Annotated in this window: 17 protein-coding genes; 11 read left to right on the plus strand and 6 right to left on the minus strand. The window is 68.2% G+C overall.

Annotated elements, in window-relative coordinates:
- Window positions 1-42 precede the first annotated feature (42 nt).
- The gene (locus OK015_RS07185) at window positions 43-927 is read left to right on the plus strand and encodes a MaoC/PaaZ C-terminal domain-containing protein (RefSeq protein ID WP_268130305.1); all 885 of its coding nucleotides are present in this window, start codon (window positions 43-45) and stop codon (window positions 925-927) included.
- Here OK015_RS07185 and otsB read toward each other — a convergent pair.
- Both otsB and OK015_RS07195 read right to left on the minus strand, forming a co-directional pair.
- Window positions 924-1,997 carry a trehalose-phosphatase gene (gene otsB, locus OK015_RS07190; RefSeq protein WP_268130306.1) on the minus strand — a complete coding sequence of 358 codons (1,074 nt, stop codon included), beginning with the start codon at window positions 1,995-1,997 and terminating at the stop codon, window positions 924-926. The genes OK015_RS07185 and otsB overlap by 4 nt on opposite strands.
- A gap of 40 nt (window positions 1,998-2,037) precedes the next feature.
- Window positions 2,038-3,405: a wax ester/triacylglycerol synthase family O-acyltransferase gene (locus OK015_RS07195; RefSeq protein ID WP_268132505.1), complete on the minus strand. Its 1,368-nt coding sequence runs from the start codon at window positions 3,403-3,405 to the stop codon at window positions 2,038-2,040.
- Between the two features lie 162 nt (window positions 3,406-3,567).
- Here OK015_RS07195 and OK015_RS07200 point away from each other — a divergent pair, with 162 nt between their 5' ends.
- From OK015_RS07200 to OK015_RS07210, 3 genes are all read left to right on the plus strand, one after another.
- Window positions 3,568-6,894 (plus strand): error-prone DNA polymerase, encoded by a 3,327-nt coding sequence (locus tag OK015_RS07200; RefSeq protein WP_268130307.1) that lies wholly within the window; start codon window positions 3,568-3,570, stop codon window positions 6,892-6,894.
- 300 nt (window positions 6,895-7,194) lie between these two features.
- Window positions 7,195-8,040, plus strand: a complete 846-nt coding sequence (locus tag OK015_RS07205) for an oxidoreductase (RefSeq protein WP_268130309.1) — start codon at window positions 7,195-7,197, stop codon at window positions 8,038-8,040.
- A complete protein-coding gene (locus OK015_RS07210) occupies window positions 8,037-8,681 on the plus strand; it encodes a nitroreductase family protein (protein WP_268130311.1) in 645 nt (214 codons plus the stop codon). The genes OK015_RS07205 and OK015_RS07210 overlap by 4 nt, the downstream gene beginning before the upstream one ends.
- 90 nt (window positions 8,682-8,771) lie before the next feature.
- On the opposite strand, the gene OK015_RS07215 is transcribed toward OK015_RS07210, so the two are convergent.
- Window positions 8,772-9,236: a tRNA (cytidine(34)-2'-O)-methyltransferase gene (locus tag OK015_RS07215; protein WP_268130313.1), complete on the minus strand. Its 465-nt coding sequence runs from the start codon at window positions 9,234-9,236 to the stop codon at window positions 8,772-8,774.
- Window positions 9,237-9,265: 29 nt separating this feature from the next.
- Between OK015_RS07215 and OK015_RS07220 the strand changes: the two genes are divergently transcribed.
- From OK015_RS07220 to OK015_RS07250, 7 genes are all read left to right on the plus strand, one after another.
- Window positions 9,266-9,688, plus strand: coding sequence for a nitroreductase family deazaflavin-dependent oxidoreductase (locus tag OK015_RS07220; protein WP_268130314.1), 423 nt, complete (start codon window positions 9,266-9,268; stop codon window positions 9,686-9,688).
- A 7-nt stretch (window positions 9,689-9,695) separates the two neighbouring features.
- Window positions 9,696-10,301: a class I SAM-dependent methyltransferase gene (locus OK015_RS07225; protein ID WP_268130315.1), complete on the plus strand. Its 606-nt coding sequence runs from the start codon at window positions 9,696-9,698 to the stop codon at window positions 10,299-10,301.
- Window positions 10,302-10,539: 238 nt separating this feature from the next.
- Window positions 10,540-13,314, plus strand: coding sequence for a sensor histidine kinase (locus tag OK015_RS07230; protein ID WP_268130316.1), 2,775 nt, complete (start codon window positions 10,540-10,542; stop codon window positions 13,312-13,314).
- Window positions 13,311-13,769: a roadblock/LC7 domain-containing protein gene (locus OK015_RS07235; RefSeq protein ID WP_268130318.1), complete on the plus strand. Its 459-nt coding sequence runs from the start codon at window positions 13,311-13,313 to the stop codon at window positions 13,767-13,769. The genes OK015_RS07230 and OK015_RS07235 overlap by 4 nt, the downstream gene beginning before the upstream one ends.
- A 6-nt stretch (window positions 13,770-13,775) precedes the next feature.
- The gene (locus OK015_RS07240) at window positions 13,776-14,150 is read left to right on the plus strand and encodes a DUF742 domain-containing protein (RefSeq protein ID WP_268130320.1); all 375 of its coding nucleotides are present in this window, start codon (window positions 13,776-13,778) and stop codon (window positions 14,148-14,150) included.
- Window positions 14,131-14,715 carry a GTP-binding protein gene (locus tag OK015_RS07245; protein WP_268130321.1) on the plus strand — a complete coding sequence of 195 codons (585 nt, stop codon included), beginning with the start codon at window positions 14,131-14,133 and terminating at the stop codon, window positions 14,713-14,715. Before OK015_RS07240 ends, OK015_RS07245 begins: the two co-directional genes overlap by 20 nt.
- A gap of 5 nt (window positions 14,716-14,720) precedes the next feature.
- The gene (locus OK015_RS07250) at window positions 14,721-15,278 is read left to right on the plus strand and encodes a pentapeptide repeat-containing protein (RefSeq protein ID WP_268130323.1); all 558 of its coding nucleotides are present in this window, start codon (window positions 14,721-14,723) and stop codon (window positions 15,276-15,278) included.
- On the opposite strand, the gene OK015_RS07255 is transcribed toward OK015_RS07250, so the two are convergent.
- From OK015_RS07255 to OK015_RS07265, 3 genes are all read right to left on the minus strand, one after another.
- Window positions 15,275-17,731, minus strand: coding sequence for an ATP-binding cassette domain-containing protein (locus OK015_RS07255; RefSeq protein ID WP_268130325.1), 2,457 nt, complete (start codon window positions 17,729-17,731; stop codon window positions 15,275-15,277). The genes OK015_RS07250 and OK015_RS07255 overlap by 4 nt on opposite strands.
- A gap of 4 nt (window positions 17,732-17,735) precedes the next feature.
- On the minus strand, window positions 17,736-20,399 hold the full coding sequence (locus OK015_RS07260; protein ID WP_268130326.1) for an ATP-binding cassette domain-containing protein: 2,664 nt from the start codon (window positions 20,397-20,399) through the stop codon (window positions 17,736-17,738).
- Window positions 20,400-20,461: 62 nt separating this feature from the next.
- On the minus strand, window positions 20,462-21,679 hold the full coding sequence (locus OK015_RS07265) for an NADH:flavin oxidoreductase (RefSeq protein WP_268130327.1): 1,218 nt from the start codon (window positions 21,677-21,679) through the stop codon (window positions 20,462-20,464).
- Between the last annotated feature and the right edge of the window lie 31 nt (window positions 21,680-21,710).

Genomic DNA, 21,710 nt, shown 5'->3' on the forward strand with positions numbered 1-21,710 from the left:
GTGCAGAAAAGCCGGAATCTTGTCGATGGAGAGGAGCCCCGTATGGCGATTGACCCGAGTGCTATCGGCGCCGTGACCGAGCCGACGTTGTTCGAATGGACCGATCGGGACACGTTGCTCTACGCCCTCGGCGTCGGCGCGGGACTCGACGACCTGTCGCTCACCACCGAGAACAGCCACGAGATCACCCAGCAGGTGCTGCCCACCTATGCGGTGATCTGCTGCCCCGCGTTCGCGGCGGCAAGCAAGATAGGAAAGTTCAACTGGGCCAAGCTGTTACACGGCTCGCAAGGAATCCGTCTGCACGCGCCACTGCCCGCGGCGGGCAAGCTCTCGGTGGTGGCCGAGGTCGCCGACCTGCAGGACAAGGGCGAGGGCAAGAACGCGATCGTGATGCTGCGCGGCCGCGGCACCGACCCGGACTCGGGGCAGCTGGTCGCCGAGACGTTGACCACGCTGGTGCTCCGCGGCGAGGGCGGATTCGGCGGGCACCCGGGTCAGCGTCCCATTGCCCCGGAATTCCCGGATCGTGAGCCCGATATCAGCCTCGCTTTGCCCACCCGCGAGGACCAGGCGCTGATCTACCGGCTGTCCGGTGACCGCAACCCGCTGCACAGCGACCCGTGGTTCGCCCGGGAGTTGGCCGGGTTTCCCAAGCCGATCCTGCACGGGCTGTGCAGTTACGGGGTGTCGGGCCGCGCGCTGGTCGCCGGGCTCGGCAACGGGGTCGCGGCCAACATCACCTCGATCGAGTCACGCTTCAGCTCGCCGGTGTTTCCCGGTGAGACGCTGACGACGCTGATCTGGCGTACCGAACCGGGCAAGGCCGTCTTTCGCACGGAGGCGGCTTCTGGCGTCGAAGGTGCTGGGGGTGAGGCCGCGCGGGTGGTGCTCGACGACGGCGCGGTCGAATACGTGCAGAGCTAGCGGTTCAACTGCTGCGCCAGCCGGTCGACGAACTCGGCGGCGGCGGCCGGACTGTCCAGCGCGAACAGCGCGGCGGTGGCTCGGTCGCCGTCGTCGTTGTGCCGCACCAGGATTGGTATCCCGTCCGCGCGCACGGCGTCGAACGCGTCCTCGTCGGTGATGTCGTCGCCGAGAAAGATGGGTGTCAGGGCCGCCGAGCCCTCCAGGTGATCGAGCACCCACCGCAGGGTTCTTCCCTTGTCCCAGTCGACATCCGGACGCAGCTCGATGACTTCGCGGCCGGTGGTCACCCGAAGCGCGTCGCGCTGACCCGCCGCGCGCACCGCTGCCGTCACCTCGCCCACGCGGTCTCGCGCCGCGTTGCGGTAGTGCACGGCAACGCCGAACCGCTTGTGCTCGACCCTGACACCCGGAATCGACCCGAGTCGCTCGCGTAGCTGAGCGGCCGCGGAATCCAGCACCGCTATGGCCGTGGCCGCGGTGTCGTTTTGGTGATGTGTTCCATCGGGTGCGGTCAGTTCGAATCCGTGGCTGCCGGCATACCAGATACCGGGCAGGCCGACCCGAGCCGTCACGTCGGCGAGGTCGCGGCCGGACAATATCGCGACCGGACAGCGGGTGGCCAACCGCTGCAGCGCATTGGCCGCGCCGGCGACAAGCTGCGCCGAATCCGGATCGTCGACGATGTCCGACAGCGTGCCGTCGAAGTCGAAGAACACCGCCGGCTGCCGGGCGGCGATGTCCTCGCCGAGGAGCTGCGACGCGTCGGGAAGCTGCGACATCCGCAGGTCCCCGCCGCGCACGGTGATTTCACTGAAGTCCTGCGGGTCCCCGACCTCGATCACCAGCGCGAACCCGGCCTCGCGCGCCGCCGTGGCCACCGCCGGGCTCGCCGCGACGACGACGCAGCGTCCCGGTCGTGCCCCGACCTCGGCCGACCCGAAGACGCCGGTGTCGACGCCGGCGTCCCGCAGCTGGGCGATCAGCGCTTGCGGAACGTGCAACGCGGGATCAAACAGCACCGCATCGTGGCGGCGCGGGTCGATGGTGACCGGCTCCAATGTGGGCACGACCAACCTTCTCACGATGGTCGATGCCGCCCGGGTTGGGTCAGTGGCGTGCTCGCGCGGTCGGATGGCTCGGGGGTACGCCGCCCCGCAGCGCGCGGGTCCGTCGCTTGCGCCGATCCTTGGTGAACAGCAGGACGGAATCTTGGCTCAGTGCGGTCAGTCGCGCCATTTCCCGTTCGATGCCGGCCGCGAGCTGCTGGAGTTCGGGTGCGGCGTCGTAGTCGGCGGTGATGCCGAAAATCAGCTCGCCGCCGTAGCTCAGCACCGCGACTCCGCTGGACAGCTGCGAAGCGGTCGGAGGGATCGGCAGCAAGCGTTCCACCGTTGCGCCCATCAGCCCCAACTGGTGGCGTGGCCCGGGCGCGTTTGTGGCCAAAGTCACGATGCCCGGCTGCGGAAGCCGGCTCAGTACCAGTTGAAGCGCCTTGGCGCACAGCGCAAATGGCATGTAGTTGGCGGCCAGTTCCGTGATGGTCGGCCCGGTGTTCTGGTGCTTGGGCTGGTTCAGGCTGCTGTGCACAATCCGCAGGCGCTGCACCGAATCCTCGTGCTCGACGGGCAGGTACGGCAGCTTGCCCGAGATGTCGTCGGCCTTCTCCAGCGTGCGCAGCGAACCCGCGCGCGGCTGTTCGCCGCGGTGCAGCAGCACGGCGCGGAAGCCCTCGGTGATGGCGGCGAGTGCGACGTCGTTGGTGGTCACCCGGAACTTGCCGCACACCGCGTCGACGGCGGCAAGGGGGACGCGCACCGTGCTGTAGCGCCGCATGGTGACCGCCGGGCCGGTCGACGACAGCCGGGCCGCCGACCAGATCGTACCGGCCATGGTGCTCGTGACGGTGCCGGCGACGGCTGAGGCACGCAGCAGCGCGTCTGCCCAGCCCGACTTCTGGACTGGCATCGAATCCTGCTTGGGCGCTGGGGGATTGGTGAACATCTCACTGTCGGCGTCGTCGCAGAGCCTGGTGAGGAGGTGGGCCGCGGGAGTGGCGTCGGCGAGGTGGTGGTGGACCTTCATCAAGATCGCCCACTTGCCCTTCAGGCCTTCGATGAGCCAGCACTCCCACAGCGGGCGGTCCAACTCGAGGGGTCGCTCTAGGGCGTAGGCGATCGCCCGCGACAGGTCGGCTTCATCGCCCGGGCGGGGAACCGCGACTCGGCGCAGGTGATGGGAGAGGTCGAAGCCCGGATCGTCAATCCATTGCTGGGTGCCGCGCAGCGGGTGCGTTCGCAATACCTGGGTGCATCGCGGTATCGACTGAATTCGTTCCGCGAGAAGCGCTTTGAGCTGCTCCAGATTGGGTACGGCGCCGTCGACGATGGCGACGGCGCCGGTCGCCATGCTCGCCTGCCGGTCGGGGTCCGCGGCCGTGCGAAAGCCCGTATCCAAAGCCGTTGTCAGTTGTACCATTTTCATACCCCGCCCTAGTTGCCCCGTACCAGTATCTGTCGCGGCGCCCCCATCGCGGTAGATCCAAGTCCGTTAAGACTGTGTTTAGAAGTTGAAGCCCCGTTTAACAACTGCTTTAACAACCGTGCACGAAATCGAACATACATTCGATAGACTGTACGAGTGGGTTGGTTCAACGGGCCGCCGAGTTGGGCGGAAATGGAGCGGGTGCTCGACGGCAAGCCGCGTCATGCCGGCGCACCCACCCCTTCCGGCCCGGCGGAAGACGGTCCGCTGTCACGCAAACGCGGGACGTACACGCCGCCGCGAGAACCCGGGAGCACTCGCTCGTCCGCCGCTGCTGCCGTTCCGTATGCCGAGCTGCACGCGCATTCGGCGTACAGCTTCCTGGACGGGGCCAGCACGCCCGAGGAGCTGGTCGAGGAGGCCGCCCGGCTGGATCTGCGGGCGCTGGCGCTGACCGACCACAACGGTCTGTACGGGGCGGTGCGGTTCGCCGAGGCGGCCGCCGAACTCGACGTGCGTACCGTGTTCGGCGCCGAGTTGTCGCTGGGCGCCTCGTCGGTTTCGGGGGCTCGTACCGAGAAGCCGGACCCGCCCGGCCCGCACCTGCTGGTGCTGGCCCGCGGCCCGGAGGGTTACCGTCGGCTGTCGCGGCAGCTGGCCGCCGCACATCTGGCCGGCGGTGAGAAAGGCAAGCTGCGCCTCGACATCGACACGTTGACCGAAGCCGCGGACGGGCATTGGCACATCCTGACGGGATGCCGTAAAGGCAGTGTGCGCCAGGCGCTTTCCGACGGCGGTCCGGACGCGGCGGCGCAGGCGCTGGCCGATCTGGTGGACCGCTTCGGGGCGCATCGGGTCAGCATCGAGTTGACTCATCACGGCCAGCCCCTCGACGACGAGCGCAATGCGACACTGGCCGCCCTGGCACCGCGGTTCGGGGTCGGCGTCGTCGCCACCACCGGAGCGCATTTCGCCCATCCGTCGCGCCGCAGGCTGGCCATGGCGATGGGCGCGATCCGGGCCCGGCAGTCGCTGGACTCGGCCGCCGGATGGCTGGCCCCGCTGGGCGGCTCGCACCTGCGGTCCGGTGCGGAGATGGCCCGGCTGTTCGCGCAGCGGCCCGAGGTGGTGACCGCCGCCGCCGAACTCGGCGAGCAGTGCGCGTTCGGGCTGGCACTCATCGCGCCGCAGCTGCCGCCGTTCGACGTGCCCGCCGGGTATACCGAGGACAGCTGGTTGCGGCAGTTGGTGATGGCCGGAGCGCGCGACCGCTACGGCCTCCCCGAGGCCGCGCCGCGTGCGTACTCCCAGATCGAGCATGAGCTGAAAGTCATTGCTCAACTGACGTTTCCGGGCTACTTCCTGGTGGTGCACGATATAGCCCGGTTCTGCCGGGAGAACAACATCCTGTGCCAGGGCAGGGGATCGGCGGCCAACTCCGCGGTCTGTTACGCCCTGGGCGTCACCGCCGTCGATCCGGTGGTCAACGAGCTGTTGTTCGAGCGCTTCTTGTCGCCCGCCCGCGATGGGCCGCCCGACATCGACATGGACATCGAGTCGGATCAGCGCGAAAAGGTCATCCAGTACGTCTACCGCAAATACGGCCGGGATTACGCTGCCCAGGTCGCCAACGTCATCACCTACCGCGGGCGAATTGCGGTGCGCGACATGGCCCGTGCCTTGGGCTTTTCGCAGGGCCAGCAGGACGCCTGGAGCAAGCAGATCAGCCACTGGAACGGGCATGGCCCCGACTCCAATGACCCAGCGCCGGACCTCGACGGTATTCCCGAGCAGGTGATCGAACTGGCCACCCAGATCCGGAATCTGCCGCGGCACATGGGCATTCATTCCGGCGGCATGGTGATCTGTGATCGCCCGATCGCCGACGTCTGCCCGGTGGAGTGGGCGCGGATGGAGAACCGCAGCGTCCTGCAATGGGACAAAGACGATTGTGCGGCCATCGGTTTGGTGAAGTTCGACCTGCTCGGGCTGGGCATGCTCTCGGCGCTGCACTACGCGAAAGATCTGGTGGCCGAACACAAAGGCATCGAGGTGGACCTGGCCAAACTGGACCTCTCCGAGCCCGCGGTGTACGAGATGCTGCAGCGCGCCGATTCCGTCGGGGTGTTCCAGGTGGAGTCGCGCGCGCAGATGGCTACCCTGCCCCGGCTCAAACCCCGGGTGTTCTACGACCTGGTGGTCGAGGTCGCGCTGATTCGCCCCGGGCCCATCCAGGGCGGGTCGGTGCATCCCTACATCCGGCGGCGCAACGGCATGGACCCGGTCGTCTACGACCATCCGTCCATGGAATCGGCTTTGCGAAAGACGCTGGGGGTGCCGCTCTTTCAGGAGCAGCTGATGCAGCTCGCGGTCGACTGCGCCGGCTTCTCCGCCGCCGAGGCCGACCAGCTGCGGCGCGCCATGGGGTCCAAGCGCTCCACCGAACGGATGCGACGGCTGCGTGGCCGGTTCTACGACGGCATGCGCAGGCTGCACGGCGCCTCCGACGAGGTGATCGACCGGACCTACGAAAAGCTGGAAGCCTTCGCCAATTTCGGCTTCCCCGAAAGCCATGCGCTGTCCTTCGCGTCGCTGGTCTTCTACTCGTCCTGGTACAAGCTGCACCACCCGGCCGCGTTCTGCGCCGCGCTGCTGCGCGCGCAGCCGATGGGTTTCTATTCTCCGCAGTCGTTGGTGGCCGATGCGCGCCGGCATGGCGTGCTGGTGCACGGCCCGGACGTCAACGCCAGCCTGGCGCACGCCACCTTGGAAGATTCGGGGAACGCCGTCCGGCTGGGCCTTGGGTCCGTTCGCCATATCGGCGACGACCTCGCCGAGCAGCTGGTCGAGCAGCGAAAAGCCAACGGCCCGTTCGATTCCCTGCTGGACCTGACCACCCGGCTGCAGCTCTCCGTGCCGCAGACCGAAGCGCTGGCGACGGCCGGGGCGCTGGGCTGCTTCGGGACGTCGCGGCGCGAGGCGCTGTGGGCGGCCGGGGCCGCGGCCACCCAACGGCCGGACCGACTGCCCGGCGTGGGGTCGTCGTCGCACATCCCGGCGTTGCCCGGAATGAGCGAGCTGGAGCTGGCCGCCGCCGACGTGTGGGCCACCGGCATCTCCCCGGACAGCTACCCGACGCAGTTCCTGCGGGCCGACCTGGACGCGATGGGCGTCGTGCCCGCCGAGTCGCTGCTCAGCGTGCCCGACGGCGATCGCGTGCTGATCGCCGGCGCGGTGACCCATCGGCAGCGCCCCGCCACGGCGCAGGGGGTGACGTTCATCAACCTCGAAGACGAGACCGGGATGGTCAACGTGCTCTGCACGCCTGGGGTGTGGGCCCGGCACCGCAGGCTGGCGAACACCGCACCGGCACTGCTGGTCCGCGGTCAGGTCCAAAACGCCAGCGGCGCAGTCACCGTCGTGGCCGAGCGGTTGGGCCGCATCACCCTGGCCGTCGGCTCGAAGTCCCGCGACTTCCGTTGAGCCAACCCTCGGACCGGCGGGCTGTAGACCGAAACATATTCTATTGCAATCAAATTCGCCCCGGGGCCGGCTCGGCGCGCTCGGGTCTTGACCTGCAGACCCTCTTCGCGCCTGGAACACGCCGCCGTTGGCATCGCCGATCCGGCGCGTCGTAAACTACTCGAAGAGACGGTTGTGCCTTTCAGAACGAATCGGAGTTCTGATCATCGCTTGGAATCGGCTGTATTGATTCAATGCCAACGCACGCTGGGCGCCGTTTGACGGCGGAGCTAGGCACGCTCGGGAGAAGAAGGAGCAGAAGTGTCGGAAAAGGTGTGGTTTCTCACCGGAGCGTCTCGTGGATTTGGGCTTGAGATCGCCCGCAAGATCCTGGCTCAAGGAGATCGGGTGGTGGCCACCGCGCGGCGCGCGGAGCAGATCCTCACCCACCTTCCCGACGCCGGCGACGCCCTGCTCCCGATCGACCTCGATGTCACCAATGCCGATCAAGCGGCCCAGGCGGTCCGGTCGGCGGTCGACGCGTTCGGCCGGATCGACGTGCTGGTGAACAACGCCGGCCGCGGACTGCTCGGCGCCGTCGAGGAGGCTTCCGACGCCTCGGTCCGAGCCGTCTACGAGGTCAACGTGTTCGGCACCCTGACGATGCAGCGGGCGGTGCTGCCGATCATGCGTCGGCAGCGCTGCGGTCACATCATCAACATCAGCTCGGTCGGCGGACTGCTCGGTTCGCCCGGGTGGGGCATCTACTGCTCGACCAAGTTTGCGATGGAAGGGTTCAGCGAGGCGCTGGCCAAAGAGGTTCGGCCGCTGGGGATCTGGGTCACGATCGTCGAACCCGGCTATTTCCGTACCGATTTCCTCGACGTGTCCAGCCTCGGCACCGAAGAGACCGTCATCGCCGACTACGAATCCACCGCCGGGGCCGTGCGCGCGCACGCGGCGGACGTCAACCACGCCCAGCCCGGTGACCCGATCAAGGCGGCCGCGGCCATCGTCGACATCGCGTCGGCCGCCGAGCCGCCCCTGCATCTGCTGCTGGGCACCGACTGCGTCGCCGCGGTGGAGGCCAAGATCGACGACCTCGAGGCCGACATCGACGCGTGGCGGACACTCTCGACGTCGACCGACCTAGAGTCCAATACATGACCCTCAACTTGTCCGTCGACGAACTCCTGACCACCACCCGCTCGGTTCGCAAACGCCTGGACTTCGACAAGCCGGTGTCCCGTGAAGTCCTGACCGAATGCCTCGAGCTGGCGTTGCAGGCGCCGACCGGCTCCAACGCGCAGGGCTGGCAGTGGCTGTTCGTCGAAGACGCCGAGAAGAAGAAGGCCATCGGCGACATCTACCTCGAGCGGGCCCGGCTCTACCTCAGCACGCCGAAGCCCGCATACCCGGAGGGCGACACCCGCGGCGAACGGATGCCCAAGGTCGTCGACTCGGCGCTGTACCTTGCCGAGCGCATGCACGAGGCGCCGGTGCTGCTGATCCCGTGTCTCGAAGGCCGTCCAGACAAGTCGCCGCTGGGCGGGGTGTCATTCTGGGCCTCGCTGTTCCCGGCCGTCTGGAGTTTCTGCCTGGCGCTGCGTTCCCGCGGGCTGGGCTCGTGCTGGACGACGCTGCATCTGGTCGGCGACGGCGAACGCGAAGCCGCCGAGGTGCTCGGCATCCCCTACGACGACTACAGCCAGGGTGGGCTGTTCCCGATCGCCTACACCAAAGGCACCGACTTCAAGCCGGCGAAGCGGCTGCCCGCCGAGACCCTGACGCACTGGAACACCTGGTAACTCAGGTCTGCGATGGCCGGACCTCGAGATCCTCGGCCGCGAACCCCGCGATCGGCGGCGCCGAACGAGGCAAGGGGCCCGGGATTATCCCTACCTCGCCCCGGGGTAGCCGTGCTGGCGCCACGCTTCGTAGATCGCGATCGCCGCGGCGTTCGACAGGTTCAGTGAGCGCCGGCCCGCCAGCATCGGGATGCGCACCTGCGCGGTGATGTGCGTGTCGGCCAGGGTCGCCGCGTCCAGCCCGTCGGGTTCCGGGCCGAACATCAACACGTCACCGGGCCGATAGGCGACGTCGGCGTACGACGTCGACGCGTGCGCGGTGAAGGCGAACACCCGCGCCGGCAGCAGCGCACTCCAGGCGTCCTGCAGGGTCGCGTGCACCGTGACCGACGCAAGATCGTGGTAGTCCAATCCAGCGCGGCGGACCTTCGGTTCGGACAGGTCGAAGCCCATCGGCTCAACCAGATGCAATTCGGCGCCGGTAGCCGCGGCCGTCCGGATGGCGTTGCCCGTATTCGGCGGGATCCGCGGCGACACGAACATCAGCCGGAACACAGCAGACTCCCTTTGTTGTTGAGCAGGGCATGACGGATCAAGTACAGCTCAGCACTACCGACTGGGTGCGCGAGCAGACCGAACAAATTCTGGCGCAGGGCACCACGGATGGCGTTGAGATCTTGGACCGGCCCGTCGTCCTGTTCACGGTGATCGGCGCGAAGAGTGGGCTCAAACGGTACGTGCCACTGATGCGCGTGGAAAAGGACGGACGCTACGCGATGGTCGGCTCCATCGGAGGAGCCCCGAAGCACCCGACGTGGTACCACAACGTCAAGGCCAACCCGAATGTGACTGTGCAAGACGGCGACAAGGTCTTCGAGTTGACGGCACGCGAAGTCCACGGCGCCGAACGCGAGGAGTGGTGGCAGACGGCGGTCGAGGCCTACCCCGTGTACGTCGAGTTGCAGAAGCTGACGGACAGGACGATCCCGATATTCGTCCTGGAATGATGGTCAGATGGTCGAGCAGAGTCTCTGGATGCAGAAGGTTTCCGCCGATCCCGGCCATTCGAACTGGTATATCGAGCGTTTCCGTGCCATGGCCCGCGCCGGTGACGATCTGGCCGGGGAGGCCCGCCTGGTGGACGCCTTGGCGCCCCGCGGTGCCCACATCCTCGATGCCGGCTGCGGCCCCGGCCGGTTGGGCGGATATCTGGCCCAGGTCGGCCACCGGGTGGTCGGCGTCGACGTAGACCCGGCGCTCATCGCCGCCGCCGAGCAGGATTATCCCGGACCGCGCTGGCTCGTCGGCGACCTCGCCGAATTGGACTTGCCCGCGCGCGGCATCGTCGAACCGTTCGACGTCGTCGTGTCCGCCGGCAACGTCATGGCGTTCCTTGCCCCGAGCACCCGGGCCCAGGTGCTGAACCGCCTGCGTGCCCACGTCGCCGACGACGGCCGGGCGGCGATCGGCTTCGGTGCCGGCCGCGACTACGAGTTCACCGAGTTTCTGGGGCACGCATCGGACGCGGGGTTCGCGCCCGATCTGCTGCTGTCCACTTGGGATCTGCGACCGTTCGCCGACGACTCCGACTTCCTCGTCGCGATCCTTCGGCCCGCGTAGGCATTCCACGCCGCTGCCCGTTTGCCAGAGTTGCGCGCCGGTGTGTGCCAACACCTTGAGGTGTGCTGTCTGCTCAGTAGGGATTCTGGTGACCCGGGCCGCGGGCTGTCATACTCGTCGAATTGCCACGCGTTCACCGCTCGCGAGTATCGACGCGGGGGGAGCGGAATAAAAGCAGGAAGTTCATGAGTCTCTCGTTTCATTCGACGCGCAGTGTCGGCGCAACGGGCGGCACCGCATGACCATGTTCAATCGCCCGGCCACGCCGGTCGAGGCGGCGCCCCCCGAGTCCGCCAAAGTCCACGCCACCGCGGCGGCCCCCGCGAAACGCCCGCCGACCTGGTCGCCGAGCAACTGGCCGGTCCGGTGGAAGGTCCTGGCGATTGTGCTGGTCCCGCTGGTCCTGGCGGCGGTGTTCGGCGGACTACGCGTCAACACCGCAATGTCGAGCTCCAGCGGTCTACGCCTTGCCGCCGCTCGCGCCGACTTGCTGCCGACGCTCACCAAATACATGTCGGCTTTGGATGTCGCGTTGTTGGCGAACTCCACCGGACGCGATGTCGGGGGTGCCGAGAAGAACTACGCCGCGCGCAAGGGCGAACTGCAGCAGCGACTGGCCGACACCGACGTCATTCCCGACGTCCGCTCGGGGGTGAGCACCCTGCTGGGCGGCGGTCAATCGCTGCTGGACAAGGTGGCCGACAACAGCATTGGTTTGCGGGACCGGGTGACCACCTATGCGCCGCTGCTGCTGACGGCCGAGGACGTCATCAACGCCTCGGTACGCGTGGACGACGAGCAGATCCGTGCGCAGGCACAGGGTTTGAGCCGGGCAGTCGGCGCCCGCGGCCAGATGACGATGCAGGAGATCTTGGTGACCCGCGGCGCCGAGCTGCCCGAGCCGCAGCTGCGTACGTCGATGATCACCTTGGCCGGCACCGAACCGTCGACGCTGTTCGGCATGAGCCAAGTGCTCGGTGTGGGCTCGCCCGACGCCAAGACACTGCAGCAGCAAATGGTGACCCGGATGGCGATCATGTCCGATCCGGCCAGCGTGCTCGTCGACAACCCGGACTTGCTGCGCTCGATCCAAACCACCGACTCGATCGCCGAGCGGGTCATCGCCGACGCCACCGCGTCGGTGACCAAGTCGGTGCAAACCCAAGCCAGCGACCGGCGTAACGCCGCGATCGTCGACGGCGTCCTGGTGCTGGCCGCCATCGTGATCGCACTGATCATCGTCTTGCTGATGGCGCGTGCGCTGGTGGTGCCGCTGCGAGCGCTGCGCGACGGCGCGCTCAAGGTCGCCCATACCGACCTCGAGGAGGAGATCGCCCACGTCAAAGCCGGTGGCGCCGAACCGATTCCGGCTCCATTGCCGGTGTACACCACCGAGGAGATCGGCCAGGTTGCGCACGCGGTGGACGAACTGCACACCCAGGCCCTGTTGCTGGCCGGCGACGAGGCGCGCCTGCGACTGCTGGTCAACGACATGTTCGAGACGATGTCGCGGCGCAGCCGGTCACTGGTCGATCAACAGTTATCGTTGATCGACCGGCTGGAGCGCAACGAAGAGGATCCCGAGCGCCTCGACAGCCTCTTCCGGTTGGATCACCTGGCCGCGCGGCTGCGCCGCAACAGTGCCAACCTGCTGGTGCTCGCCGGTGCCCAGCTGGCCCGCGACCAGCGTGAGCCGGTCGGACTATCGACCGTGATCAACGCCGCCGTGTCCGAGGTCGAGGATTACCGCCGGGTCCAAATCGCCGGGCTGCCCGACTGCATGCTGATCGGTGCGGCCGCCGGTGGGGCCATCCATCTGTTCGCCGAGCTGATCGACAACGCCCTGCGCTACTCGCCGCCGTCGACGTTCGCCCGGATCTCCGCGGCACGGGGCGGCGACGGCGGCGTGGTGCTGCGCATCGCCGACTCGGGCCTGGGGATGAACGACGCCGATCGGCGCATGGCCAACATGCGGCTGCAGGCCGGCGGTGAGGTCACCCCCGACAATGCCCGCCACATGGGGCTTTTCGTGGTGGGCCGGATCGCCGCGAGGCACGGCATCCGGGTCGGGCTGCGCGGTCCGGCACCGGACGAGGCGGGCTCCGGCACGACCGCCGAGATCTACCTGCCGCCGGCGTTGCTGGAGGGCTTCCACGACGGCCCGGCCGAAGCCTCCGCGGTGCCGCGGGAACGAATCCGCGCGGTCTCGTCGCCGAGCGCCAAACTGGCCAGTGCGATCGCGGCGCCCGACGGTGTGAACGGCGGGACGCGGCAGCGCCCCGCCGCGCCGGCAGCCGACAACGGAGCCGGTGAGGCGCCTCCGCCGATCTCGTTGTTGCCCCGCCGCAGCCCCGGATCCAGCGGCATCACCGACGTTCCCGCTCCACCCGCCGCGCAGCAGTCACCCCGGCGTGAGCTGGCTACTCCCTATTGGGAGAACGAGAACCAACGGCGGCCGGAGGCGGCGCCACCGCCGAAAGCACCGAAGCCGACCCCGTCGGTGTCGGACACCTCGGCGTTCTTCGCGGCGCGGCCGCGCGGGCCCGGCAACCCGCCACCCACCCCAGTCGCTCCGCCCGCCCCGCCGCAAGGCCCCGCTGCCGGCGGGTCGAAGGACGATGTGATCTACCGGCGGATGCTCTCGGAGATGATGGGTGACCCGCACGACCTGGTCAACAGCCCGGACTTGGACTGGCAATCGGTGTGGGACCGCGGCTGGTCGCTGGCCGCCGAGGCCGAGCACAAACCCGTCGAGGAGCGCACGGCCGAGCACGGCTTGCCGGTGCGCACGCCCGGGGCCCGGCTGGTGCCGGGAGCGGCCAACGGCGTCGGCGTCTCCGACCAGCAGCACCGCAGCCAGGACGCCGACGAATCCCTCGTAGGATCGAGCAACGGCCTGCATGCCGCCCGCGATCCCGAGGCGGTCCGCGCCTCGTTCAGCAGCCATTTCGGCGGTGTGCGCAGCGGACGGTCGCACGCCCGCCACTCGAGTCAAGGACCCGACGAGGAATGACGTCTCCCGGCAGCTCCCTGGACTGGCTGGTGACGAAGTTCGCCCGCGAGGTCCCCGGTGTCGCGCATGCGCTGCTGGTGTCCGTGGACGGTCTGCCCATCGCCGCCAGCGAGCTGCTGCCCCGGGAGCGAGCCGACCAGCTGGCCGCGGTCGCGTCCGGGCTGGCCAGCCTCGCGACCGGTGCCGCGCAGCTGTTTGACGGTGGGCAGGTGCTGCAGTCGGTGGTCGAGATGCAGAACGGCTATTTGTTGTTGATGCGCGTCGGCGACGGTTCGCACCTGGCGACGCTGGCCGAGACGTCATGCGATATCGGCCAGATCGGATACGAGATGGCCATCCTTGTCGAACGGGTGGGCGGCGTCGTGCAGTCCACCCGCCGTTCTGTACCCGATCGCTCGGCTCCTCCTCAGGCCGCGACACGGCCTGCATCGTCGCCGAGCACCCGGCACTCGTGAGCCGCGATGGACAAACGCGAACCCGGGCCGTCCTCACCTGAGGCGAGCCTGGTCCGCCCGTACACCCTGACGGGCGGGCGGACCAACGCCGGCGTCGACCTCCCGCTGGAGGCGCCGATTCAGACGTTGCAGGCCGGGCGGGCTCACCGGTGGCCGATCGACGATGCGAGAGGCAAGATCATCGGACTGTGTGTCAAAAGCCCGTCCGTCGCGGAGATTTCGGCACGGCTGAATCTGCCGGTCGGAGTCACGCGGGTGCTGGTCGGTGATCTGGTCCTGTCCGGTTACCTTCGGGTGCATAGAACGCTGACCGAGCAGTCGACCCGTGATGAGCGCCACGAACTCATAGGAAGGACGCTGCGTGGCCTTAAAGCACTCTGAGTCCGGCGCCAGCGCCTCGACGAAGATCGTCGTCGCGGGCGGGTTCGGCGCCGGCAAGACCACGTTCGTCGGGGCGGTCTCGGAGATCATGCCGCTGCGCACCGAGGAGATCGTCACCGATGCCTCGGCCGGCGTCGACATGCTCGAGGCCACGCCCCAGAAGCGGACGACCACGGTGGCAATGGACTTCGGCCGGATCACGCTGGACCGGGACCTGGTGCTCTATCTGTTCGGCACCCCGGGGCAGCGGCGGTTCTGGTTCATGTGGGACGACCTGGTACGTGGTGCCATCGGCGCGATCGTCCTGGTCGACTGCCGCCGCCTGCAGGACAGCTTCGCCGCGGTCGACTTCTTCGAGCACCGCAAGCTGCCGTTCCTGATCGCGGTCAACCAATTCGACGGTGCGCCAAAGTATCCCGTGGACGCCGTGCGCGAGGCACTGATCCTGCCCCCGCACATTCCGGTGATCAACGTCGATGCCAGGGATCGGCGTTCGGCGACTGATGCGCTGATCGCGGTCAGCGAATACGCATTGCACCGGCTCTCGTCGCCCGTGGGTAGCTGACCGCGTTGCAGCAGTGGGCCGATTGCGAGTTCACGGGCCGCGATTTCCGCGACGAAGACCTGAGCCGGTTGTGCACGGAACGGGTCGTGTTCAGCGAATGTGATTTCAGCGGCGCCGATCTGGCGGAGTCGAGGCACCGGGCATCGGCCTTTCGCAACTGCAAATTCGAGCGAACAACCTTGTGGCACAGCATATTTGCGCAGTGCAGCATGCTGGGATCGATCTTTGTGCACTGCCGGCTGCGGCCGATCAAGCTCGACGAGGTGGATTTCACGCTCGCGGTGCTCGGCGGCAACGACCTGCGGGGCATCGACTTGAGCGGTTGCCGGCTGCGGGAGACCAGCCTGGTGGAGACCGACCTGCGCAAGGCCCTGTTGCGTGGCGCCGACCTGTCCGGGGCTCGGACGACCGGCACCCGCCTCGACGACGCCGATCTGCGCGGCGCGACCGCGGATCCCGCGTTGTGGCGTACCGCGACACTGACCGGGGCGCGGGTGGATGTCCCGCAGGCCATGGCGTTCGCCCTGGCGCACGGGTTACGGCTGGATGCCGCATCCGACTAGCGCTTCAGCCGGATGCGCCACCACACGATGACGGAGTAGATCACCGACAGCGCGCCCAGCATCCCCATGTCGAGCAGCCACGCGCTGTCCTGGTGCGCCCAGTGGCTGTCCTTCGGGCCGACCGGTGCCAGGGCCCGCAGATTGACCGCGGCCGCCGATGCCGCGTAGCCCCAGCGCGACGGCATCAGCCAGGACAGCTGGTCGAGGAAGATCCGGCCGGTCACCGGAATCAAGCCGCCGGCGAGCACCAGCTGCAGCATCAGCGAGACCACCAGCAGCGGCATGATTTGTTCGTTGGACCGGGCGATCGACGACAGCACCATGCCGAGAATCGCCGAGGCCACGCACGTCGCGGCGACGGTGGCGAACAGCTCGAAACCAGGGTTGCCGAGCAGCAGCGCCGGCTGGGTGGGCGCGCCCTTGCCCAGCAGCACGATGCCTGTCACGATCACCGCCTGGACGATGGCGAAGGCGCAGAACACGCTGATCTTCGCGCTCAGGTAGGCCCCGGTGGACAGGCCCACCGCCTGCTCGCGCTGGAAGATCGGACGCTCGCCGATCAGGTCGCGGATCGTCAACGCGGTCCCCATGAAGACGGCGGCGATCGACAGCAGCGTCAGGATCTGTGCGGCCTCGTCGGGGGTCTCGCCGTTCGGGTCGGCGACGCCGAACCCGGTATCGCCGGGAACGGTCAGTGACAGCGCACCCAGGATGAAGGGCAGCACGGCCAGGAATGCGAAATAGGCGCGGTCGGAGATGATCAACCGGATCTGGCGCCGCGCGATCGTGGAGAACTGGCGCAGCCTGCTGGTGCGCGCCGGGGCGCCCAGATCGGCCGGCGTCTGCGCGCGGGTGGGTAGCGTGCGTTCCTGCCGTTCCAGGAAGCGGCGGTTGGCCTCGTCGGGATCGGCGCCGACCTTGGCGAAGATCTGGGCCCAGTTGGTGGTTCCCATCGCGTCGCCGATGTGGCCGGGTGGGCCCAGGAACGCGATCTTGCCGCCGGGCGCCATCAGCAGCACCTGGTCGCAGACGTCGAGATAGGTCAGCGAGTGCGTGACGACCAGGACGACGCGGCCGGCGTCGGCCAGTTGCCGCAGCATCGTCATCACCTGCAGGTCCAGCGCCGGGTCCAGCCCCGAGGTCGGCTCGTCGAGGATCAGCAGCGACGGTCCGGTCAGCAACTCGAGGGCCACCGAGGCGCGCTTGCGTTGCCCGCCCGACAGCTTGTCGACGCGGGTCTCGGCGTGCGGAGTCAGTCCCAGTTCGTCGAGGACCTGCGCGACGACCTGGTCGCGGTCGGCCTTGCTGGTGTCGGGCGGCAGCCGGAGTTCGGCGGCGTAGCCCAGCGCCTGGTTGACCGTCAGCTGGCGGTGCACGACGTCGTCCTGCGGGACCATGCCGATCCTGCTGCGCAGCGACGCGTAAGCGGTGTGGATGTTGTGGCCCTCGAAGGTGACCGCCCCGGCGGTCGGGGTGGTGTAGCCGGCGATCAACCGCGACAGCGTCGACTTCCCCGCGCCGGACCCGCCGATGATGGCGGTCAGCGTGCCGGGCCGGGCCGTCATCGAGATCTGCTGGAGCAGGTCCTTGCCGTTGATCGCGAAGCCGACCTGCCGCACCTCCAGGCCGCCGGCGCGGGTCGCCGCTTCCCGGCGGCGGGCCAGCATGCCGGCGGTGAACACCAGGTCGACGTTGCCGATGGTGACCACGTCGCCCTCGGACAGCAGGGCCTGCCCGACCCGGATGCCGTTGACGAACGTGCCGTTGATGCTGTTGGCGTCGCGGATCTCGATGCCCCCGGGTGTCGGTTCCAGGAACGCATGATGGCGCGACGCCAGCACGTCATGGATGACGATGTCGTTGTCCAGCTCACGACCGATCCAGGCGGTACCCCCGGTCCGCCCGTGCCCACCGGGTCCGACGACCTTCCATCCCCTGGTTGGAAGCCGCGATGTGTCGGCCCCCGCGGGTTGCGGCCCTCGGGTCGCATGGTTGGGGACGGCCCGGGTCGTCACGGTAGGCCGGACGATCGGCACGGCGGTGGTGTGCAGCGCGTCGGTGGGCCGACCCTGGTATCCGCCGGGCGGCGGCGGGATCGTCGGGACCGCCTGCGACGTCGGCGGCAGCAGACCGACCGTGCCCCGGTGATGTCCGACCGCGAAGGTGATCCGCGGCCCATCGGGGGCGCCGAGGTTGAGGGCTTGGCCGTCATGGATGTCGAGCGTCGGCACCCGCCGGCCGTCAGCGAAGACGCCGTTGCGCGAGTTGTTGTCCAGCGCAACCCATCTGCCGCGATCGAAGCGCAGCAACAAGTGTGCGCGGCTAACCAGCGGGTGTGCCACGCGTAGGTCGGCGCGCACGTCGCTCCCGACGATCACCTCGCCGCCGGGGGCGAAACTGACTTCGGATCGGTTGGACCGAACAGTCAGCACCGGTTGCGAAGGGCCGTTCATCAGGTCAGCGTCGCTTCAGCCGGATCTTCCACCACACGATCGCGCTATAGCCGATGCACAGCAGGCCGAGCATGGCCATATCGAAAAGCCAGGCGCCCCTGGTGTGATTCCAGTGCTGGTCCTTCGGGTCGGTCGGACCCGGGATCAACCGGTGGGTGTCGATCGTCGACGCCGACGCCGCGAAGCCCCACCGGGCCGGCGTAACCCACGACAACTGATCGAGCACGGCCCGGTTGGTCACCCAGATCATGCCGCCGGAGAACACCAGCTGGCTCATGATCGACACCACCAGCATCGGCATGATCTGGTCTTGGGACTGGGCCAGCGCCGACAGCGCCATGCCGAGCAGTGCCGCACCCACACACGTCGCGGCCACGGTGACGAACAGTTCGAAGTTGACGTTGCCCAGGATCACGGCATTCGAGATCGGTTGGCCCCACCCGATCACGGAGATGGCCGTGGCGATCGCCGCCTGAACGATCGCGAACGTCGAGAAGACCACGATCTTGGCGCCCATATAGGCGGCCGTGGAGAGGCCGACCGCCTGTTCGCGTTTGAAGATGGGTCGCTCGCCGATCAGGTCGCGGATCGTCAGCGCGGTACCCATGAACACGGCGCCGACGTTGAGCATGACCAGAATCTGGTCGGGCTGAGCGGGATTGTTGCCCAGCGGGTCGGACATGCCGTATCCGCTGTTGCCACGAACGGTCAGGGTGAGGATGCCGATCAGGAAAGGCAACAGCGCCAGGAACACCGTGTAACCGCGGTCGGAGATGACCAGCCGTATCTGGCGGCGCGCAATCGTGGAGAACTGGCGAAATATGTCGGCGTGTACCGGCTCGCCCAAATCGGCGGCCGGGCTGTGTTCGGCGGGTACCTGCGGCTGCTGCTGGTTTTCCTCCCGGAAGCGGCGGTTGGCTTCGTCGGGGTCGGCGCCCACCTTGGCGAAGATGTCGGCCCAGTTGGTGGTGCCCATCGCCGCGCCGATCTGGCTGGGCGGACCCAGAAACGCCGTCTTGCCGCCGGGCGCAACCAGCAACAGCTGATCGCAGACGTCGAGGTAAGACACCGAGTGGGTGACCACCAGCACCACGCGGCCGGCGTCGGCCAGCTGGCGCAGCATCATCATCACCTGACGGTCCAGCGCCGGGTCCAGGCCGGTGGTGGGTTCGTCGAGAAGCAACAGCGACGGCCCGGTGAGCAGTTCCAGGGCCACCGAGGCGCGTTTGCGCTGGCCGCCGGAGAGCTTGTCGACGCGGGTGTCGGCGTGCTTGGTCAGCTCGAGTTCCTCGAGCACCTGGGACACCACCCGCTCGCGGTCGGCCTTGCTGGTGTCGGGGGGCAGCCGGAGCTCGGCCGCGTAGCCCAAGGCTTGGTTGACCGTCAGCTGCCGGTGCACGACGTCGTCCTGGGGGACCATTCCGATCCTGCTGCGCAGCGACGCGTATTCGGTGTGGATGTTGTGGCCCTCGAAGGTCACGGTGCCGGAGCTGGGGCTGGTGTATCCGGCGATCAGCCGCGACAGCGTGGTCTTACCGGCCCCGGACCCGCCGATGATGGCGGTCAGCGTGCCGGGGCGGGCGGTCAGCGAGATGTGGTCGAGCAGTTGCTTACCGCCATCGACGGTGAAACAGACCGAGTTCACTTCGAGCCCGCCGGTGCGCGTGGCGGCTTCGGTGCGCCGGACCAGGGTGTCGCGGGTGAAGACCAGGTCGACGTTGCCGATCGTGACCACGTCACCCTCGGTCAGCACCGCCGAGCCGACGCGGACGCCGTTGACGAAGGTCCCGTTGATGCTGTGCGCGTCGCGAATCTCGGTGCCCAGTGGTGTCTGGGTCAAGAACGCGTGATGGCGCGAGGCCAGCACGTCTTGGATGACGATGTCGTTGTCGGTGGCGCGGCCGATCGTCAGCGAGCCGGTCGGCTTCTGCATCGCTCCGGACCGAGAAGGCAGCAACGCCTGGAACATCTTGGTCGCCAGGTTCCCCACCTCGGCAGGTTTGGCCTCGACGACGGGCGACATCTGGGTCTGTGGTGCGGCAGGCATCGGCGCCGCACCGGATATTTGCGGCGGGGGGTAGTTGGGCGGGGGACCGGGAGGATAGGCGGGCGGTCGCGCCACCGAGGTCGGGTAAACCGGCTGTCCCGGCGGGCCCGGCCGCTGACCGGGCGCGCCGGGATGCGGCCGTGGTGGTGGCGGTCCGCCCCAGTTGGCCTGTCGGCCCGGCGGCGGACCGGGCGGAGCGGCCAGCGGATGCCCCGGCTGCCCCGACGCCTGTGACGAAGGCCAGGCTGCCGCGGCGTGCGCCGCCGGGATGCCCATCGACTCGGTTTGCGGCGGCCGCCCGGCCATTCCCTGGTGCCGGCCGACCTCGAAGGTCAGCAACGGCCCGTCCGGGTTTCCGATGTTGACGCTCTGGCCGTCATGGATGTCGACGACCGGCACCTTCCGGCCGTTGGCGAAAGTGCCGTTGAGGGAACCGTTGTCGATCGCCAGCCACCGGCCCTGGTCAAAGCGAAGCAGCAGATGGGCACGCGAAATCAGCGGGTGCGTGATGCGCATGTCGGCCCGGAGGTCGCGCCCCACCACCACGTCGTGACCTGCTGCGAAGGTGCGTTCCGACCCGTCGTACCGAACGGTTAACGTCGGCGCGGCTGGTGCGTTCATCGCCACAACTCTAGCCCGTGGACTTCGTTGACCATCCGCACCGATGCGGCACGTCGGGCCTGTTACGCGACCGAGTCGGGCGCCCCGGTGACGACGCACCGGGTCCGGGTGTAGATCGTCGGCATGCAGCGATTGCAGTGCGTGCACGCCGAATGGACGCTGTGCCGGGCGCCGTCGGCGGCGAGTCGATTGATCAAATCCGGCTCGGCCAGCAACGCCCGGGCCATCGCGACGAACTCGAATCCCTCGGACATCGCGAGATCCATCGTCTCCCGGTTGGTGATGCCGCCGAGCAGAATCAACGGCATCGACAGCTCGGCGCGAAACAGCTTGGCATCACGCAGCAGATATGCCTCGCGATAAGCGTATTCGCGCAGGAACTTGGTGCCCGTCATGCGCATGCCCCAGCGCAGCGGCGGCTTGAACGCACCGGCGAACTCCTTGAGCGGGGCGTCGCCGCGGAACAGATACATCGGGTTGACCAGCGAGCTGCCGGCCGTGAGCTCGATCGCGTCCAGGCCGCCGTCGTCCTGCAGCCACTTGGCGGTGGTCAGCGACTCTTCGGTGGTGATGGCGCCGCGCACGCCGTCGGCCATGTTGAGCTTGGCGGTGACCGCGATCGGCGTTCCCTCTTTGTCCACCGCGCGCCGAACGGCCATCACCATGCCGCGGGCGACCTTGGCCCGGTTCTCCAGCGATCCACCGAACTCGTCGTCGCGACGGTTGATCAGCGGAGACAGGAACGAACTCGCAAAATAGTTGTGGCCCAAATGAATTTCGACGGCGTCGAAGCCGGCTTCCATGGCGAACCGGGCCGCGTCGGCGTGCGCGGCGATCACGTCCTCGATGTCGTCGCGGGTTGCCTTGCGGGCGAACCGCATTCCGATCGGGTTGAAGAACCGCACCGGCGCCAGCGCCTTGGCCTTGTTGGACTTGGCATTGGCGACCGGACCCGCGTGGCCGATCTGTGCGCTGACCGCCGCGCCTTCGGCGTGGATCGCGTCGGTGAGCCGGCGCAGCCCGGGCACCGCCTCCGGGCGCATCCAGAGTCCGTTGCCCTCGGTGCGTCCGCCGGGCGAGACGGCGCAGTAGGCGACGGTCGTCATGCCGACCCCGCCGGCGGCCGGCAGCCGGTGGTATTCGATCAGGTCGTCGCTCACCAGCGCGCCGGGCGTGCGCGCTTCGAATGTCGCGGACTTGATCGTCCGGTTGCGCAGCGTTATCGGTCCGAGCTTCGCGGGGCTGAACACATCGGCGGGACTGGGCTGGTCAGCGGGCATGCGAGGAGCCTAAACCTCTGGCATGGAAGAC

This window comes from Mycobacterium sp. Aquia_216, assembly GCF_026723865.1.
Classification (GTDB): domain Bacteria; phylum Actinomycetota; class Actinomycetes; order Mycobacteriales; family Mycobacteriaceae; genus Mycobacterium.